Here is a 16804-nt window from a genome sequence, read left to right on the forward strand (position 1 = left end):
TTGTATGTACAAGCATATGCAATCAAGCGGCCAACTTGTTCGAGGCGATGTTCAGAAACAGCTGGGGAGTTGGCTGAAAGCCTTGTGATTTATGGGCTGCGGGGCTGCATGAAATTTTAGAGGAGGGTTTTCGAGGGGGAAATCGGAGGGGCACGGAAGCGTGGTATTGCGCCACGCTGGGGCGTTCGGTAACAAGTTGGTGCGCATGGAAGGAACAACGAGCACGCTGTGGTGAGGGGATTTATCCCCGCTGGGCTGCGGAGCAGCCCTAGATCCAGACAACTCGATACATCAGGAAAAACGCAGGGGGTCGCTTCGCGACCCAGCGGGGATAAATCCCCTCGCCACAAGATGAGTGCAGCCGAGTTTAGTGGGCCGTCAGCTCGATCACGCAGCATTGGCCGTGGGTGGTGATCTCCAGCAGCCCGGTGTTGCCGCTCAGTTGCAGGCAGTCATAAAGCCCCAGCGTCTGGACCGCCTCGTCAATATTGACCCTCAGCGTCGGCGCCGCGCTGAACACCAACACAGTCCCCGCCTCGCTGAGAAAATGCTGCTGCCCACCCATCCACTGCAACCGCGCGCGGTAACGCTGCGGCGCATAGATCAGGTTGAAATCGCGGATCGGCCCGCCCAGCAAGGTGCAGTGCACATGGCTTTCGCCGCTGAACGCAAACGGGTCCAGCGGATGCAATGCCCGCGTGGCCTGGCCATCGACATACAGCGTCATGCCGTCACCCTGCAAGACACTGATGACCCGTTCATAACCGGCGAAGGTGGAAAAACCGCCCGACTCAGCGATATCGGCGATCGACAGGCGCCAACCGAAACCTTCCAGGCCGGTGCCTGCATCGCGGGTGATTTCTTCGGTGCTGCCACCGCCGTTTTTCCACGGCATGCGTGGGTAGTTGGCGGCGCGTAAAACCTTCAGCTGGCTCATTTGTGAAAGCGTCCTTCCAGGCTATGGCGGGAGCCCGGATGGATCAGGCGCGCGGCGGTCACCGGCTGGCGCCCGGACCAGGTGCGACGGCGAATCAGCAGGCACGGCTCGCCCCGCTCGATCTGCAACAGCTTGCATTCGCTCGGCTCGGCCAGGATCGCCTCGACCACATGTTCCCCCTCGGTCAGCGGCGCGACCTGGTTCAGGTAAGCGTAAGGCGTTTGCTGGGTGAAGTCCTGCTTGAGGTAGTCGGGCGCCACGAGCGCATTGACGAAACGGTCCTCGATCTGCACGGGGATATCGTTCTCGAAATGCACGATCAGCGAGTGAAAGACCTTCTGGCCTTCGCGCATATCCAGGGCCAGGGCACGTTCGGAGCCGGCGGCCTCCTCTTCCAGGGTAATGACCTTGCAGGTATGGCGATGACCCCGGGAGGCGATTTCATCGGCGATGTTGTGCACTTCGAACAGCGCGGACTGGCTCTTGGGCTCGGCGACGAACGTGCCGACACCCTGCATGCGCACCAACAGGCCATCGGCGGTCATTTCCCGCAGGGCACGGTTGATGGTCATGCGGCTGAAGCCCAACTGACTGACCAGTTCGCTTTCCGACGGCACGCGATAGTGCGGCGGCCAGTTTCCACTGTCGATCTGCTGGGTAATCATCTGTTTGACGCGGGCGTACAAGGGCGCCGGACTGTCACCCATGGTTGCGGCCAGCGGCGGTTTGGCAGGCGGAGTCGGCACGGCGGTTCCCTGTTCTGCAAATTAGGTGGCTAGCTTGCCGGAGTTTACCGGCCAGGCAAACGTCTGTATATGTATATACAAATTTCACAGATGAGGGTCAACCATGTCCGCCTTCTTTGCCGAACGCGCGCTGCTGCCTAGTGGATGGGCCAATGAGGTACGTCTTGAGGTCGATGCCAACGGCATCCTGACTCACATCCAGGCCGACGCCCACGCAGACGGCGCCGAACGACTGGACGGCCCGCTCTTGCCAGGCATGCCGAACCTGCATTCCCATGCTTTCCAGCGGGCCATGGCCGGACTGGCTGAGGTGGCCGGCAACCCCAACGACAGCTTCTGGACATGGCGTGACCTGATGTACCGCCTCGTCGGGAAAATCAGCCCCGGGCAACTCGGCATCATCGCCCGCCAGCTGTACATCGAAATGCTCAAGGCCGGCTACACCTCGGTCGCCGAATTCCATTACGTGCACCATGACGTCGACGGCGCGCCCTACGCTGACCCGGCTGAACTGGCGCTGCGCATCAGCCACGCCGCCAGCGCCGCCGGCATCGGCCTGACGTTGCTGCCGGTGCTCTACAGCCATTCCGGCTTCGGCGGCCAGGCGCCCAACGAGGGGCAGCGCCGGTTCATCAACAGCACCGAAAACTACCTGAAGCTTCAGGAGCGCTTGCAACCCGTCCTGGCCGGGCAAGCCAATCAGGCGCTGGGCTTGTGTTTCCACTCCTTGCGCGCCGTGACGCCCGGACAGATCAAGGACGTACTGGCCGCCAGCGATCCGCATTGCCCGGTGCATATCCACATCGCCGAACAGCAAAAGGAAGTCGACGATTGCCTGAGCTGGAGTGGCGCGCGGCCGCTGGAGTGGCTGTACGAAAATACCGAAGTCGACCAGCGCTGGTGCCTGGTTCACGCAACGCACGCCAACCCCCAGGAAGTCAGCCTCATGGCCAGGAGCCGGGCGATTGCCGGGTTGTGCCTGACCACTGAAGCCAATCTTGGCGACGGGATTTTCCCGGCCGTGGACTTCCTCGCCCAAGGTGGGCGGATGGGCATCGGTTCCGACAGCCATGTGTCGTTGAGTGTGGTAGAAGAGTTGCGTTGGCTGGAATACGGCCAGCGTTTGCGAGACCAGCGGCGCAACCGGTTGTATCGAACGGACCAACCGATGGTCGGGCGCACGCTGTATGACGCCGCGCTGGAGGGTGGCGCCCAGGCGCTGGGACAACCCATCGGTGCTTTCGCAGTCGGCAAGCGCGCCGATTGGCTGGTGCTTGATGGCAACGATCCGTACCTGGCCACGGCCAACGGCGACGGTATTCTCAATCGTTGGCTGTTCGCCGGTGGCGATCGCCAGGTGCGGGATGTGATGGTGGGTGGCAAGTGGGTGGTGCGCGATGGGCGCCATGCCGGCGAAGAGGAAAGCGCACGGGCGTTCACCCAGGTGTTGCGCGAGCTGCTGGGCTGATCCCAAAAATCATCAGGCAGATACCAATGTGGGAGCGAGCTTGCTCGCGATAGCGGACTTTCAATCAACATCCATGTTGAAGGTAAGGGCCTCATCGCGAGCAAGCTCGCTCCCACATGGTATTCGGGTGTCAGTCAGTCCGAAGTCTTCGCCATCTGCCGGTCCGATGCGCGCCAGACCAACCGCGTCGTGTCATAGCCCTGCTGGCGGGCCTTGCTCAGCAGTTCTTCACGTACATCCACCTTCACCGTCGGCGTGCGGGACAGCAACCACATGTAGCGCCGGCTCGGGTCGCCGACGATGGCGGTCTTGTAGTCGTCGCTGATGTACAACACCCAATATTCCCCTTTTGCCACGCCCGGCAGGATCCGCGAGAACCAGGTATCGAATTCGACCCAGAGCTTGTCGGTTTTACCCGGCACTTGCGGGTAAGCCGTGCCCCTGGCCTCTTCCCATTTCCAGTCGGAAGTCAGGCAGCGGTTGAATACGTCCATGTTGCCGTCAGGCTTGAGGGTGTAATGCGCTTCGGACTGCGCGCAGTTGCGCTGGAAGTACATCGGCAGGCGGGCCAGTTCGTACCAGGTCCCTTGGTACCGCTTGAGATTGACGCTGTTGACTGTCTTGGGCGCCAACGGGTCTACGCCAGAAGAGGCACAGCCGGCCAATACCAGGCCAGCCAGAAGCACAAAAACTAACCGCATCATTATTTTTTTCTCCCGTGGGCGCTTGGCCCCGGTTTACTTCAGGTTACTTCAGGCCTTGGCCGGAAAACATCAACACTTTTTCACCGGCATACTGCACGCTGATAAAGCTTTTCTGGTCGCCCCAGGTGCAGCTGGACATGCCGAGCGCGCCCGAACAATCAGTCGGTTTCCCCAGTAACGTTTCGACTTCGGCCTTGGGCATGCCAGCCGACAGCTTCGAATAGTTTTCCTGGTTGACCTTGCTGCATGCGGTCAAGACGACGCACACAAACAGCAGGGCGATGGATCGCAGCGACATGGTGTAACTCCTGGAGCAGAAGGGAGGTGGCAGGGTGCCAACCTGATCCTTAGAAGAGAAAACCCCTGTCTGGTTCCCTCGTGCCCCTGGTATTTATTGGCTGTGCAGCGGTGTTTCATCGGAAATCAACCGGTTTGTGACGCGGTCGTGCCTTTCGTCGGGAGCGCCCCCTCGACGCCTGATGGGACGGGCTTTTGCGCCGATAAAAAGTAACAGCGCAAAATCTTGCACTATGGCAAATTGGCAGCCCTTCCTGACCCGTCCCTACGCGGTAGCGTTCTTAATGACCAGAAACATGAAATTCAGCCACAAAATCCTGCTGGCTGCCGCCCTTGTGGTGGCCGTCGCATTCGCCTGTTTCATCCTGTTCAACGACTATCGTCAACGACAAAGTCTCAACACCAGCACCGAGACGTCCATGCAGGAACTCGGCAACCTGACCAGTCGCAATATCCAGACATGGGTCGAAGGCCGAATCCAATTGCTGCAATCGCTGGCCCAGCAAATCGCCATTGACGGAAACAGTGCCGAAAGCCTGAAACGCGCCGTGGGCCTGCCGGCTTACACCGGTAATTTCCAGCTCAGCTATTTCGGCGGTACCGACGGTGTGATGTTCTCGATACCGGCCGGTAATCGTGCCGCCGACTACGACCCGCGTGCCCGTGGCTGGTACAAGGCTGCCAATAGCGCCCAGCAGACCATCGTCACCGAGCCCTACATCGCGGCCTCGTCGGGCAAGTTGGTGATCACCGTTGCCACGCCGGTACAGCGGCAGAACCAGATGATCGGCGTGGCCGGCGCAGATATCGATCTGTCGAGCGTCAGCGCCATCATCAACTCGCTGAACTTCGGCGGCCATGGTCATGCGTTCATCGTCAGCGCCGATGGCAAGATCCTGATCCACCCCGACAGCAAGCGCGTCCTCAAGACGCTCGCCGAGGCCTACCCCAACGGCGCACCGCAAATCGGCCCGGGCCTGAAGGAAGTCGAGCTCGACGGCAAGACTCAATTCATCTCCTTTACCCAGGTCAACGGCGTGCCCGGAGCCAACTGGTACGTGGCGCTGGTACTCGATAAAGACACCGCCCTGGCGATGCTCAGCGAATTTCGCACCTCGGCACTGATCGCCATGATCATCGCCGTGGTGTTCATCATCGCCCTCCTGGGCATGCTGATCCGGGTGCTGATGCAACCGCTGCTGACCATGGGCCGCGCCATGCACGATATCGCCGAAGGCGAAGGCGACCTGACCCGCCGCCTGACCATTCATGGTCAGGACGAATTCGGCGCGCTGGGTACCTCGTTCAACCGCTTCGTCGAGCGTATCCATACTTCGATCCGCGAAGTGGCTTCGGCGACCGGCCAGGTCAACGAAGTCGCCCTGCGGGTGGTCAGCGCGTCCAACTCGTCGATGTACAACTCCGACCAGCAGGCCTCGCGGACCAGCAGCGTGGCCGCGGCGATCAACCAGCTCGGCGCCGCCGCCCAGGAGATCGCCCAGAACGCCGCCCTCGCCTCGCAGCATTCCAGTGAAGCCCGTAACCTGGCCGAAGACGGCCAGCAAGTAGTGGATAAGACCATTACGGCAATGCAGCAACTGTCGGCCAAGATCAGCGATTCGTGCGGCAACATCGAAACCCTGAACAGCAACACGGTGAACATCGGCCAGATCCTGGAAGTGATCACCAGCATTTCCCAGCAGACCAACCTGCTGGCCCTGAACGCCGCCATCGAAGCCGCCCGCGCCGGTGAAGCCGGTCGCGGTTTCGCGGTGGTTGCCGATGAAGTGCGCAACCTGGCCCACCGTACCCAGGATTCGGCGCAGCAAGTGCAGAAGATGATCGAAGAGTTGCAGGTCGGCGCGCGGGAAGCGGTGCTGACCATGACCGACAGCCAGCGTCAGAGCGAAAGCAGCGTTGGCATCGCCAACCAGGCGGGCGAACGCCTGGGCAGCGTGACCCAGCGCATCGGCGAAATCGACGGCATGAACCAGTCCGTGGCGACCGCCACCGAAGAACAGACCGCCGTGGTGGAATCGATCAACGTCGACATCAACGAGATCAACACGCTAAACCAGGAAGGCGTGGAAAACCTGCAAGCCACCTTGCGTGCCTGTTCCGACCTGGAACAGCAGGCGGCGCGGTTGAAGCAGTTGGTGGGCAGTTTCAGGATCTGATTTCTTGCGGGCCCCTTCGCGAGCAGGCTCGCTCCCGCAGTTGACTGAGTTCTATCAGAGAGACGCGATCGACTGTGGGAGCGAGCCTGCTCGCGATGGCAATAGCGGCCACAACACAATTTAGAATCTGGACCCAGGCCTCTTCAGGAATTCCAGCTCCTCAGCCGTGGATTCACGCCCCAACACCGCATTGCGATGGGGAAAGCGTCCAAACCGGGCAATGATCTTCTGATGCCGTTCGGCATAATCCAGGTTGTCTTCAAACACCGCCCGCTGCGCCCCCGGTTGCTCCCGGACCAGGTCGATGAACCGCGACACGGCTTCGTTCTGTACCGCGAGGTTTTCGCAGTGTTCGAGTACCAGATAAATGAATACGCGCTGGATGGGCTTGAGTTGCCGGTCGAAACCCGCCGCCAGTCCCTGTGCTACCAGCGCTTGGGCACGCAGGTCACCGGAAAAGCTTCTGGGGGTGTCGCGAAAGATCATCCGCGGAAGTTGATCGAGTAACAGCACCAGGGCCAGCCAACCTTCCGGGCGTTGCGCCCATTCGGTCAATCCGCCGGCCAGTGCCTGCTCGACCTGATCGCCGAAGCGCTCTTGTGCCTGGCGATCATGGCCTTTGCCGAACCACAGCTTGCCCTTGTCAGCCGCGATGTCATCGGGTGATTCGGCTGAACCGAACCACCAATCGAGCAACGGCTGCCAGGGCTCGGCCATGATTTATTCCTTGTGGTAGGCCGTGGCGCGCGCCACTTCTTCCTTCGAGCCGAGGAACACCGCTACGCGCTGGTGCAGGCCTTCGGGCTGGATGTCGAGAATGCGTTGGTGGCCATCGGTGGAAGCGCCACCGGCCTGCTCCACCAGGAACGACATCGGGTTGGCTTCGTACATCAGGCGCAGCTTGCCTGGCTTGGAGGGCTCGCGGCTGTCGCGTGGGTACATGAACAGGCCACCACGGGTCAGGATGCGGTGCACATCGGCAACCATCGCGGCGACCCAGCGCATGTTGTAGTTCTTCTTCAGCGGGCCTTCTTCGCCGGCCAGCAACTCGCTGACGTAGCGTTGTACCGGGGCTTCCCAGTGACGCTGGTTGGACATGTTGATGGCGAACTCCTGAGTGGTCTCAGGAATGGTGATGTCTTCGTGAGTCAGGACAAAACTGCCCATCTCGCGATCCAGGGTGAAGCCTTTCACGCCGTCGCCCAGGGTCAGTACCAGCATGGTCTGAGGCCCGTAGATGGCATAGCCGGCGGCGACCTGTTCGGTGCCTGGCTGCAGGAAGGCCTTTTCATTCAGCGCTTCGTTCTGGCTCAGGTACTCGTTCGGGCAACGCAGTACCGAGAAGATGGTGCCGACCGGCGCGTTGATGTCGATGTTCGACGAGCCGTCCAACGGGTCGAACACCAGCAGGTAGGCGCCCTTGGGATACTTGCCCGGGATCTGGTAGGCATTGTCCATTTCCTCGGACGCCATGCCGGCCAGGTGGCCGCCCCACTCGTTGGCTTCGAGCAGGATTTCGTTGGACAGTACGTCGAGCTTCTTCTGCACTTCGCCCTGCACGTTCTCGGTGCCCATGCTGCCAAGGACACCACCCAGCGCGCCCTTGGAAACGGCGTGGCTGATTTCCTTGCACGCACGCGCCACCACTTCGATCAAAAAGCGCAGATCGGCAGGGGTATTGTTGCTGCGGGTCTGCTCAATCAAATAGCGACTCAAGGTAACGCGGGACATGGACGGCTCCGAAGAATAGGGGGCGGAAAACCCGCGCAGTTTAGCGCGAGTCGGGAGTTAATTCCTCCTATGAGACGGGATATGGAGGATTGAGTTCACGGGGTGGCGGTTCGCTTGGGTATTTCTGTTGATTGGCAGGACGTCATCGCGAGCAGGCTCGCTCCCACAGTTGACCGAGTTGTTCCGACGAACGCGGTTTATTGTGGGAGCGAGCTTGCTCGCGATGAACACACCTCAGTTCTTGACCGGTGGCTTGCGCAACAGGCTGAACGCCATCGCTGCGAGGAACAGCACACTCAGCAGCAACACCGCCCACAAGCCGATTTTTTTCCAATTGGTCTCGGCGGGCGCAGGCGTGGTTTCGACTCTCGGGGTCGACGTGGCCGTGCCGTTCACCGTTGCCGTACCCAACGTCGCCAGGCGCGACGGTTTGTAGTCGGGCACCAGCGTGGTCAATGGCAAACTGGCCGCCTTGACTGTCGCACTGCCCAGCGCCAGGCGCCAGGGGCCCTCGCCGCGCGCCAGGAACACCACCTGGGTCGGACGCACGGCAAAGCGCAGGGCCGGGGCCTCGGCGCCCAGGCCACCGCCGCGCTCGTCCACCGTCAGCTTCAGTTGTTGAACGGTCTGGCCGGACAGCTGCAGCTGGTTTTGCAACACGTCCTGGCCATTCTGGGTCAGGCGATAGAGCAGACCGCTGCCCATCGGCTGCCAGGGTTGGCTGCTTTCGCGGCGACCGGCCAGGGTCGCTGGCGCCAGGGTGTTGGCCTGGCTCAACTCGATCTGCACCTGTTCGACGTTCAACCCCATGGGTAACTGCCAGGTGTATTCGCCGGCCTTGGTCGTGCCACCGGCCAGAGGCTGCGACCAGACCAACGGCAGTGGCAGGCTTTCGCGGCTGGCGCTTTGCAGCTGGGCCGAGGTCAGCACCGGCGCCGAGGACGGCGAATCCCACAGCAGTCGCAAGTAGCGCGCCGACTGCCCCGGCAAGCTCACCTCATGCTGCTCGACCCGTTCATCGGCAAACGTCAGCCGCGCGATCTGGCCTTCGCCCCACGACTGCCAGTGCTGCAAGTCGTCGCTGGCTTCGATGGTGAAACGCTGGAAGCCATCGCGCTCGCTGGTCCAGTCGAGGATCAGTTGCTGCAACGGCGCCTTGATCGCGCTGGCGTCCAGCAACCAGCCGCGCAACTCTTCCTCGCCCGCCTCGAGCCGACTGGACGGCTGGACTTCCACCAGCGTGCCGTTGGCGTTCGATTGCACACGCACGCTGGGCGCACGCTCGCTGTCATCGGCGGCGTTGTACAGCGGGAACCATTTCACATCGGTGAGCGTGCGACTTTCCCGGCTCTGCGCCGACTCGCGAACCAATGCGTAGGCCTGGGCCTGGCCCGCCGCGTTGAAGACCCGCAAGTCGCTCAGGTCGGTCTGGCGCGCCTGCAACTGCACGTCCAGCGGCAACGCCAGGCGATACCACGGCCCCTCGCCGCTCAAGGCCAACGGCACCTGATGGGCGAAGTCTTGCGGTTGTTCTTGTGCCGCCGCCGACATGGCCACCCACAACCCCACCACGCCCAGCCCGATTCGACTCAACTTGCGACTCAAGATGACACTCCCTCACTGACAGGCATCGGCGGCTCGGCATCCACGGCCGGTTCCGGGCGTTTGGGCGGCAGCGGCGCAAAGTAGCCGACCACCAGCAGCAACACGCCCACGCCGATAAACGACACGATCCGCGCCAGACCACCACGGTTACTCAATTCGACAAAGAACAGCTTGGCCACGACCACCGCAATCAACGCCGCGCCGATCAGCCACACCTCGCGACGATGCCGCAGGTGGCCGCCAATCATCAGGCCCAGGGCGATCAGGGTCCAGACAATGGACAATCCGGCCTGCACGAACATGGATTCAAGCAGTGCATCCAGCTCGAACGGCACATCCATCCACTGGTGCGCAGTGCGCATCACCAAGGCGGTGAAGAACGCGAACAGCGACACGCCGGCGATCAACTGAGCGACCTGTCCGATCCGACTCCAGCGGTTCGTCGTTTGCTCCACGGCGTTGCGGGCCCACACATAGATACCGAACAAGGCGAACAGCAGACCCAGCTCCAAGGGGTTGAGCAACGGCACATAAGGCAGCGGCTCCGAGTTGCCATCACTGAACGTGTTGGTCAGCCAGAACCAACCGAGCATCAACAATGCCATGGGCGCCGCCGCGTAGACGCGGTATTCGCGCGGTTGGGCCGAGACCGGCCACGGCAAGGTACGCGGCGTGGCCATCAGCACCAGGTAGAGACCTGGCAGGATCGCCCAGGCCAACCACCGCCAGGCATTGTACTGCTCGGACAGCAACAGCAGGCCGTAACGCAACTCCAGCATCAGCACCGCCATCAACAACCAGCAACCGAGCACATGGGCGGTGCTGCGCGCCTGGGCCGGCAGCGTCGCGGCCAGGCGCTTGAGCGACAGGAAATGCACGGCAAATACCGCCAGCCAGGCCAGCCAGCCGAAATCCGCCGCAGGGTGATAACGGCTGTGCCCGATCGCCACCAGCACACAGCCTGCTGCTGGAATCAACAAGGTGCACAGTAACCCCAGCGCCGGCCATTTCAAGCGCAGCGACAAAACGCTCCACACCGCCACACTGGCGGCCGCGACAATCAACAACAAACTGCCTTGCAGGTTTTGCGGGGCAAAGCGCAGCACTTCGCTGCCCCACGCCAGCGCCCACCAACCGGCGCCCCAGATCAGCAGCAGCTCGGACAGGCGCTGCAAACTCAAGGCATCGAGTTCCCGCGCCGCGTGCGCCTTTTGCAGACGCCATGCGCCCACCAGCGCAGCCAGCCCCAGCACCAGCGGTGTCCAGAATCCGCTGTGGGCCAAGGGACGCAGATCCTCGGCATCAAGCGAGCCCAGCAGCGCCGGCCCTGCCATCAGGAAAGCCGCACCGCCAATCACTTGCAGCAGCAGGCCAAAGACAAAGCTCACGCGCTGCTTCAGGTACAGGCTCAGCCAGATGATCAACAGACCGCTGGCCGCCCACACGCCGCTCGCCGTTTGCCAGGGCAACACGAACAGTACCGCAAGATTGATCAATACCAACCCGGCCAGCAACACCACCGACAAGCCGCGCAGCAAGCGCACATCGTTGCGCACCATGTCGTCGCGCGCCGCCAGCAACATACCGCCGATCAATGCCAGGCCGATCAACGAGGCGCTGAGCAGACCGCTCCAACCGGCGTTGAACACCGCCGCCGAATCGCCTTCGGCGCCTTGCAGACGCAGCAGGAACAGCGCACCGCCGAGCAGTTGCACGGCGAACGCGGTAAACAGGAAACTACGTGATTGCAGGCGCAGGCCGACGACCAGCGTCGCCAGCCCGGCCAACGCCCAGGCGATGGCAGTACCATGAATAAAGAAAAACAGCGGTGCCAGCAGGTAGAGGAAGCCAAGCCCCAGCACCGCCAGCACGGGTTGCCCGCGCAGCTCCCAACTTGCGGCGTGCCCGGGCTCGGCCTTGCGCAGTTGGTAGAAGCTGAACAGCAAGGCACCACCGAGCATCAACGCGCCCAGCCACGAACCTTCCAGCAGGCTACCTTCGCCGCTATGCAGTTCGCTGACGAAGGCCAGCGCCGCCCCCAATTGCAGCAACAGGGCAAAGATTCGCGCAAAAGGTCGCTGCTGACGCAGGCCGAGCCAGAAGATCCCGGCACCTTCCACCGCCCACGCTGCGGCAGTCCAACGGGCGTCGAGGCCAAGGGGAATCGCCAGGCTGGTGAAAATCACGCCCAGGGCCAGGCAGGTTTCGGCCAGCAGCACAGCGCGCCCGCCCATCAACACGCGAGCCAGCCCCATGTAGATCATGCCCAGGGCCAGCGCGCTGAAGGCGGCGGCGAATTCCAGGTGCTGCACCAACGCGAACTGCAAGCCGAAGCCCACCAGCGGCGGACCGAACAGCATGCTGCCGTCCACATAGTCGCCCTTGCGCGCCGACCAGCGCAGCAGCGCTTGACGGCTGTCATCTTCAGGCGCATCGCTCATTTCCAGCAGCTTGCGCCGGGTGAACAGCAACCCGATCGCCAGGTACATCAGGAAGAACACGATGAGGAACGGTTCAGTGCTCCAGAGCAGTTCCGGCGTATAGGAACGCAGGCCCCAGGCGAAACCGATGCCGAAGGTGCCGACGAAGCCGATCAGGTTGAGGAGGCGCCAGGCGCGGAACCAGGCAATCGCGAAGATGCCGGTATTGAGCAGGATGAAATAGCTGAACAGCGCGACATGGTTGCCGCTGCCGGTGGAGGTCAGGATCGGCGCGGCGAAGCCGCCCAGTGCGGCAGCTGCCGCCAGCCCCAGGGCATTCTGGGTAACGGCCAGGATCGCGGAAAACACCGTGACTGCAACCAACAGGCCCAGGGCAGCCTTGGAATCGAGCAGCGGGTGCAGGCGCATGGCGGCGAACACGGTCAGGTACAGCACCGCGATCCCCGTCCCCTGCAACATCAACGCATAGTTGCTGTTGCGGTGGCGCAACCACCAGCCCAGGCCCAACAGGCCCAAGGCACTGGCCGCGACGCCGGCGTAACGCAACTCGATCGGCACTACCATGCCTTCAGTGGCGTAGCGCAGCAGGAAGGCCAGGCCGAGGAACAACAGCACCACGCCGACCCGCAGCACGGTGTTGCCGCCGAACAGCCAGTTGCGCGCGCCCGTCCAGGCACGATCGATCAGATTCGGACCGCGAGGCGCCGCCGGCTCGGTAGTCCTCGGTTCCAGTGGCAGAGGTTCGAAGTCGCGGGTTGCGCGCCGACTGGATGTTTCGGGCGCGGGTTTCCAAACGTCATCGGGCAGCGGCTGGCTGGCCTGGGTGGCCATCGCGGGGATTGGTTCGAGTTCTGGCGGCAACTGCCAGATGAGCTCCGGCTCGGTGCGCGCCTCGGGCTTCGCCGCTTGGGCAACGACGATTTCCGGCGCTGGAGCCGGTTCACTCGGTTCGGCCACGTTGCCGCGTTCGAGCACCGCCAGACGCGCTTCCAGCGTGAGCAAGCTGCGTTGGGCATCTTGCAGCAGGATCTGTTGCTTGGCGGCCTGGATACCCAGGCGTCCCAGTCGAAACGACTGGGCGATGCCAAGCCCCACCAGCGCACCGATCAGCGCGTCGGCAAACGACTCTTCCACCACCCAGCCGAGTGCCAGGCCCAACAGTGTCAAAATCCATTGCATATGATCGATATCCCTAAGCGGCCCGTTGCGGGCATGACCGGGGTGATGTGAGGTCTGGCTCAGTCTAGTGGAAAACCCTGAAACCCTGTGGGAGCGAGCTTGCTCGCGATGGCTGCGTATCGGGCAATATGAATGTCGCCTGATACACCGCTATCGCGAGCAAGCTCGCTCCCACATAGGATTCCTGGCATTTCCAGTACTGATCCGGCCACGCAGCCCGGCGAAACTGACGCCTAGTATATCGACGAAGCCCTACCGCCGTTGGGCTTCGCTCACATTTCTTGCAACAGTCAGTCCAGGGCCTTCCAGATGTCGGTGGCGTATTCGCGAATGGTCCGGTCCGAGGAGAACCAGCCCATGCGCGCGGTGTTGAGCACCGCCGAGCGCCACCACTGCTTGGGATCGTGCCACCTCTCCTCGACTTTGGCCTGGGCGTTCCAGTAGGCGTCGAAATCGGCGCAGACCAGGAAGCGGTCGTAATCCACCAGCGAGTCCACCAGCCCGGTGTAGCGCATCGGATCGTCCGGCGAGAACACCCCGCCACGAATCGCCTGCAGCACATCGTTGAGGCGATGGGATGCGGCGATGTCCGGCGCGGCACTGAATTCGCCGTTGCGCTTGCGCGCTTCCACCTGCTCGGCGGTCAGGCCGAAGATGAACATGTGCTCGCCACCGACGCGGTCATGCATTTCCACGTTGGCGCCGTCCATGGTGCCGATGGTCAGCGCGCCGTTGAGGCCGAACTTCATGTTGCTGGTACCCGAGGCCTCGAAACCGGCCGTGGAAATCTGCTCCGACAGGTCCGCCGCCGGAATGATGCTTTCGGCCAGGCTGACGTTGTAGTTGGGCAGGAACACCACTTTGAGCAAGCCGCGCACGGTCGGGTCGTTGTTGACCACCCGGGCGATGTCGTTGGTCAGCTTGATAATCAGCTTGGCCTGGTGATAACTGGCGGCGGCCTTGCCGGCGAAGATCTTCACCCGCGGCACCCAATCCACCTCCGGCTCGGCGCGGATCGCCTGGTACAGCGCCACGGTGTGCATCAGGTTGAGCAACTGGCGCTTGTACTCGTGGATCCGCTTGACCTGCACGTCGAACATCGCCGCCGGGTTGACGGCAATGCCCAGCCGCTCGTGAATCAGGTAGGCCAGGGCTTTCTTGCTGTGCAGGCGCTGCTCGGCGAATTGCTTGCGGAACGCCGGCTTGTCGGCGAACGGCTCCAGTTCGATCAGCCGCTCCTCGGGGTTGTCGAGCACGCTCGGGCCGAGGGCGTCGACCATCATCGAGGTCAGTTCGGCGTTGGCCTGGAACAGCCAGCGGCGGAAAGTGATGCCGTTGGTCTTGTTGTTGATCCGGTCCGGATAAAGCTTGTGCAGCTCAGAAAATACAGTGCTGCGCATCAGTTGCGTGTGCAGCCCGGACACGCCGTTGACGCTGTGGGAACCGAGGAACGCGAGGTTACCCATGCGCACCCGGCGACCGTTGTCTTCTTCGATCAGCGACACCGAGCGCAACACGTCGAAATCGTGCACGCCCTTGGCCCGCAGCGAATCGATATGCTGGGCATTGATCAGGTAGATGATCTGCATGTGCCGCGGCAACATGCGCTCCATCAGCCCCACCGGCCAGGTTTCCAATGCTTCTGGCAGCAGCGTGTGGTTGGTGTAGGAGAGCGTGTCCTGGGTGACCTGCCAGGCCGCGTCCCACGCCACGTCGTAGACGTCCACCAATTGGCGCATCAGCTCGGCCACGGCAATCGACGGGTGGGTGTCGTTGAGCTGGATCGCCGCATGATCGCCCAGGGTCAGTACCGAGGTGTGCATGTTGCGATGGCGGCGCAGCAAATCCTGCAGCGAAGCAGCGACGAAGAAATATTCCTGGCGCAGGCGCAGTTCCTGGCCGGCTTCGGTGCTGTCGGCCGGGTACAACACGCGGGAAATACTCTCGGCGCGGGCCACTTCCGCTACGGCGCCGAGGTGGTCGCCAGCGTTGAAGCGCTCCAAGTGCAGGTCTTCCACGGCTCGGGCACGCCACAGGCGCAAGGTATTGACGCTGGCACCGCGCCAGCCGACGACCGGCGTGTCATAGGCAATCGCCCGCACGGTTTCGGCCGGGGACCAGACCTGCCGGGTCTTGCCGGTTTCGTCGGTGACCGTTTCGACGCTGCCGCCGAAGCCGATCGGGTAGACGACCTCCGGCCGCTCGAATTCCCACGGGTTGCCGAAGTCCAGCCAGTGTTCGGTCTGCTCCTGTTGCCAGCCGTCGACAATCGCCTGGCGGAACAGGCCGTGCTCGTAACGAATGCCATAACCATGGCCGGCGATACCGAGGGTCGACATGCTTTCCATGAAGCACGCCGCCAGACGGCCGAGACCGCCGTTGCCCAAGGCCGCGTCGGGCTCCAGCAGACGGATGCGCTCAAGGTCCACACCCAGCTCGGTCAAGGCTTCGCGGGCGGTGTCCAGCAAGCCGAGGTTGCTCAGGCTGTCGTACAGCAGCCGGCCGATGAGAAACTCCAGGGAGAGGTAGTAGACGCGCTTCTGGCCCTTTCGGTAGATCTGCCGCGTATGGTCCATCCAGTGTTCGACCATATGGTCGCGGGCAGCGAGGGCGATGGCTTCGAACCAATCGTGATCAAACGCATGATCGGGGTCCTTGCCGACGGCATAAGTGAGTTTGGTCAACACGGCGTCGCGAAAAGCCGCAACCTCGGCTTCGCGAACAAGTGGTTCTTGAGTCATTGATGAGACCTCGAACGAGCATGGAAATGTCTGAGCCTAGACGGTCTGACAGACGGTACGGGCTCTTGGTTCGGTGGTTTTTCCCCGGTGTCGGAGAATCGCCGCCAGAGAATTGCCAGATAGGCGAGTGAATGCAGGGGCCGTGCCGGTCCAGGCGGGGTTTTGCCGCGAGGTAAAAAAAACCGGCAGATGGTCGTTCAAAATTTCACCAGTCCCGGTATGATCGCGCGCCCTGGTGCATGCTGGTAAACCGTGATGATGAAGCCCAACCTGATCGCCGCCGCGGAGATCGACCGACTCGATACCTGGGCCAAGTATTCCGCCCCGATGTGCGGTTCCTGCGTGTCGAGCTGCTGCACGCTGCCGGTGGAGGTCAAGATCAAGGACCTGATCCGCATCGGCATCGTCGATGAGTTCGAGCTGGGCGACCCGCCGAAAAACATCGCCAAGCGCCTGCAAAAGGAAGGGATCGTCGAGCGCTACAACCAGAAATCGGAAATCTTCACGCTCCAGCGCATGAGCAACAACGATTGCCTGTATCTGGATCGCAAGAGCCGGCTGTGCACCATTTACGAAAAGCGCCCGGACACCTGCCGCAATCATCCACGGGTCGGGCCACGGCCGGGGTATTGCGCCTACAAGCCCAAGGAAGTGGAGCGCGAGCGTAATCCGCGGACGTTGGATCGATTTTGATCGACCGTCGGTTCTTTAGCGCCTGAACAACAGCTATCGCGAGCAAGCTCGCTCCCACAGGGGATTTTAAGCGGACGCGGATTCT

General features: G+C 62.2%; 12 protein-coding genes. 3 read left to right on the plus strand and 9 right to left on the minus strand.

Features of this window, described 5'->3' with window-relative positions:
* Positions 1-367: 367 nt before the first annotated feature.
* Both J3P96_RS26000 and hutC read right to left on the minus strand, forming a co-directional pair.
* Entirely contained in the window at positions 368-937 is a 570-nt protein-coding gene (locus J3P96_RS26000) for a HutD/Ves family protein (RefSeq protein WP_434653983.1), read from the minus strand.
* Positions 934-1644 (minus strand): histidine utilization repressor, encoded by a 711-nt coding sequence (gene hutC / locus J3P96_RS26005; RefSeq protein WP_305501386.1) that lies wholly within the window; start codon positions 1642-1644, stop codon positions 934-936. The genes J3P96_RS26000 and hutC overlap by 4 nt, the downstream gene beginning before the upstream one ends.
* 142 nt (positions 1645-1786) lie before the next feature.
* Here hutC and J3P96_RS26010 point away from each other — a divergent pair, with 142 nt between their 5' ends.
* Positions 1787-3151 (plus strand): formimidoylglutamate deiminase, encoded by a 1365-nt coding sequence (locus J3P96_RS26010; protein WP_434653986.1) that lies wholly within the window; start codon positions 1787-1789, stop codon positions 3149-3151.
* Between the two features lie 134 nt (positions 3152-3285).
* On the opposite strand, the gene J3P96_RS26015 is transcribed toward J3P96_RS26010, so the two are convergent.
* Positions 3286-3855, minus strand: a complete 570-nt coding sequence (locus J3P96_RS26015) for a lipocalin family protein (RefSeq protein ID WP_434653988.1) — start codon at positions 3853-3855, stop codon at positions 3286-3288.
* A 43-nt stretch (positions 3856-3898) separates the two neighbouring features.
* Positions 3899-4153 carry a hypothetical protein gene (locus tag J3P96_RS26020; protein WP_434653990.1) on the minus strand — a complete coding sequence of 85 codons (255 nt, stop codon included), beginning with the start codon at positions 4151-4153 and terminating at the stop codon, positions 3899-3901.
* Between the two features lie 283 nt (positions 4154-4436).
* Here J3P96_RS26020 and J3P96_RS26025 point away from each other — a divergent pair, with 283 nt between their 5' ends.
* Complete coding sequence (locus tag J3P96_RS26025; RefSeq protein WP_434626495.1) at positions 4437-6329, plus strand: methyl-accepting chemotaxis protein; 1893 nt, start codon at positions 4437-4439, stop codon at positions 6327-6329.
* A gap of 120 nt (positions 6330-6449) precedes the next feature.
* Here J3P96_RS26025 and J3P96_RS26030 read toward each other — a convergent pair whose 3' ends face one another.
* The 5 genes from J3P96_RS26030 to J3P96_RS26050 form a co-directional block, all read right to left on the minus strand.
* The gene (locus J3P96_RS26030; RefSeq protein WP_434653992.1) at positions 6450-7046 is read right to left on the minus strand and encodes a DUF924 family protein; all 597 of its coding nucleotides are present in this window, start codon (positions 7044-7046) and stop codon (positions 6450-6452) included.
* Between the two features lie 3 nt (positions 7047-7049).
* A complete protein-coding gene (locus J3P96_RS26035) occupies positions 7050-8060 on the minus strand; it encodes a class 1 fructose-bisphosphatase (protein ID WP_107323045.1) in 1011 nt (336 codons plus the stop codon).
* Positions 8061-8294: 234 nt separating this feature from the next.
* Positions 8295-9611, minus strand: coding sequence for a DUF3999 domain-containing protein (locus J3P96_RS26040; RefSeq protein WP_434658336.1), 1317 nt, complete (start codon positions 9609-9611; stop codon positions 8295-8297).
* Between the two features lie 50 nt (positions 9612-9661).
* Complete coding sequence (locus J3P96_RS26045; RefSeq protein ID WP_434653995.1) at positions 9662-13285, minus strand: DUF2339 domain-containing protein; 3624 nt, start codon at positions 13283-13285, stop codon at positions 9662-9664.
* Positions 13286-13575: 290 nt separating this feature from the next.
* A complete protein-coding gene (locus tag J3P96_RS26050) occupies positions 13576-16026 on the minus strand; it encodes a glycogen/starch/alpha-glucan phosphorylase (RefSeq protein WP_434653998.1) in 2451 nt (816 codons plus the stop codon).
* A gap of 255 nt (positions 16027-16281) precedes the next feature.
* On the opposite strand from J3P96_RS26050, the gene J3P96_RS26055 reads away from it, so the two are divergent.
* Positions 16282-16719: a YkgJ family cysteine cluster protein gene (locus J3P96_RS26055; protein WP_024778075.1), complete on the plus strand. Its 438-nt coding sequence runs from the start codon at positions 16282-16284 to the stop codon at positions 16717-16719.
* Positions 16720-16804: the final 85 nt, after the last annotated feature.

This window comes from Pseudomonas sp. R3-56 (assembly GCF_051132075.1).
Classification (GTDB): Bacteria; Pseudomonadota; Gammaproteobacteria; order Pseudomonadales; family Pseudomonadaceae; genus Aquipseudomonas.

Excerpts from the sequence above, each read along its gene's own strand:
- J3P96_RS26050 (WP_434653998.1), bottom strand. The coding sequence starts at position 16,026 with ATGACTCAAGAACCACTTGTTCGCGAAGCCGAGGTTGCGGCTTTTCGC.
- J3P96_RS26025 (WP_434626495.1), top strand. The coding sequence starts at position 4,437 with ATGACCAGAAACATGAAATTCAGCCACAAAATCCTGCTGGCTGCCGCC.
- J3P96_RS26055 (WP_024778075.1), top strand. The coding sequence starts at position 16,282 with ATGATGAAGCCCAACCTGATCGCCGCCGCGGAGATCGACCGACTCGAT.
- J3P96_RS26040 (WP_434658336.1), bottom strand. The coding sequence starts at position 9,611 with ATGTCGGCGGCGGCACAAGAACAACCGCAAGACTTCGCCCATCAGGTG.
- J3P96_RS26020 (WP_434653990.1), bottom strand. The coding sequence starts at position 4,153 with ATGTCGCTGCGATCCATCGCCCTGCTGTTTGTGTGCGTCGTCTTGACC.
- J3P96_RS26030 (WP_434653992.1), bottom strand. The coding sequence starts at position 7,046 with ATGGCCGAGCCCTGGCAGCCGTTGCTCGATTGGTGGTTCGGTTCAGCC.
- J3P96_RS26000 (WP_434653983.1), bottom strand. The coding sequence starts at position 937 with ATGAGCCAGCTGAAGGTTTTACGCGCCGCCAACTACCCACGCATGCCG.
- J3P96_RS26035 (WP_107323045.1), bottom strand. The coding sequence starts at position 8,060 with ATGTCCCGCGTTACCTTGAGTCGCTATTTGATTGAGCAGACCCGCAGC.
- J3P96_RS26010 (WP_434653986.1), top strand. The coding sequence starts at position 1,787 with ATGTCCGCCTTCTTTGCCGAACGCGCGCTGCTGCCTAGTGGATGGGCC.
- J3P96_RS26015 (WP_434653988.1), bottom strand. The coding sequence starts at position 3,855 with ATGATGCGGTTAGTTTTTGTGCTTCTGGCTGGCCTGGTATTGGCCGGC.
- hutC (WP_305501386.1), bottom strand. The coding sequence starts at position 1,644 with ATGGGTGACAGTCCGGCGCCCTTGTACGCCCGCGTCAAACAGATGATT.
- J3P96_RS26045 (WP_434653995.1), bottom strand. The coding sequence starts at position 13,285 with ATGCAATGGATTTTGACACTGTTGGGCCTGGCACTCGGCTGGGTGGTG.